Genomic DNA, 1,300 nt, shown 5'->3' on the forward strand with positions numbered 1-1,300 from the left:
TCCTTTTGAAAGTCTTCCCATAATTCATTTAGCCCAGTTTCTTCATGAAAAATAACTGTGGCATTGTTATCAATTTCAAATGCTCTGATTTCCTCTTCTGGAATCGCACGTAATACACGACCAATTACTTGAGCAAATGCATTTAGACTTTTGTAAGGTCTAAAAATTGATAATATAGTTAGATACTTATGGTCATAACCTTCCATCAGCATATTCACAGATACAACTACATCACACTCATGATTTTCGATAGCCTTAAACTTTGCGGTTTGAATATTTTTTTCCATATTACTGTGAATCAATATGGATTTAAGCCCAGCTTCTTCATACCAACGTTGTAGATCTTCCGCATGTTGAATGCTACAACCAACAGCGATAATTTTATGAGGTACGTCTGGTGATATTTCTCTTAATTCCTTCAATTTAATAAGACTATGATTGATAACATCCATTGAGCACTCTTTTGACAGGGCAACGCACTTTTGTATCCATTCAGAATCTTTGAAGCGTAATACTTGCTCTACTGTTAATCTCTCATCGGGAAACTCTGGTGTTATAAAATATAAATGGTGAGCATTTACGGTCTCTTTCTTTAAGTATTTTACAAATTTGTCCCGCATAACTTCAGACAATGGTGTTTCATGAATCTTTTCACCAGGAATTGGTAAACCATCTCCTCTGAAAGGAGTACCTGTAACATGAAGTTTTTTAGCTGTATTAAAGTATCCAAGAATTGCTTCCCAGCTAGAAGCGGCAGAGTGATGAGATTCGTCAATAATAACCATATCGAAGAAATCATGTGGTACTCGATTTTTCAAACAATTCTCATACTGGCTAATCACTCTTTGAATATTTGAATAAATAATATTGCTGCTAGCCAGATGCTCATCTGTAATATCTGGAGTAAATTCACATACTACAGGTAAATTATTTGAACCAAAAATTACATCAAAATTAATCCAAAAATTATCTTTTAAAGACTCCTGAGTTTTACTAATACTTTCTTTTGTGACTAAGCCAGGAGTGATGATAAGGACACGTCCATTTGATGTTCCATATGGCGCTATTGAAATAAGCCCTGATTTTCCTGTACCTGTTGGTAACACAACTAGTGCTTCACCCTGAGGGTTTTGTTCAAAATAATCTTGAATTTTTATATAAGCTTCAATTTGGGGAGATCGAAGTTTATTATTCCCAACAATATTGACAGTGGTATCTTTAAAATAAGACATATAAAAGACCTTTGAGTTTCTTGATTAATCATAAAGTTCTGCGTTGTGGCCGCAGCTGAATTTATAGG

Annotated in this window: 1 protein-coding gene; it reads right to left on the reverse strand. The window is 34.4% G+C overall.

The window, feature by feature from the left end:
* A partial coding sequence (locus HMPREF0023_RS02320; protein WP_008941085.1) for a DEAD/DEAH box helicase occupies positions 1-1,232 on the reverse strand: 1,232 nt, incomplete at its 3' end.
* Positions 1,233-1,300 lie beyond the last annotated feature (68 nt).

Origin of the sequence: Acinetobacter sp. ATCC 27244, from assembly GCF_000156555.1 — a bacterium.
Taxonomy (GTDB): Bacteria; Pseudomonadota; Gammaproteobacteria; order Pseudomonadales; family Moraxellaceae; genus Acinetobacter; species Acinetobacter haemolyticus.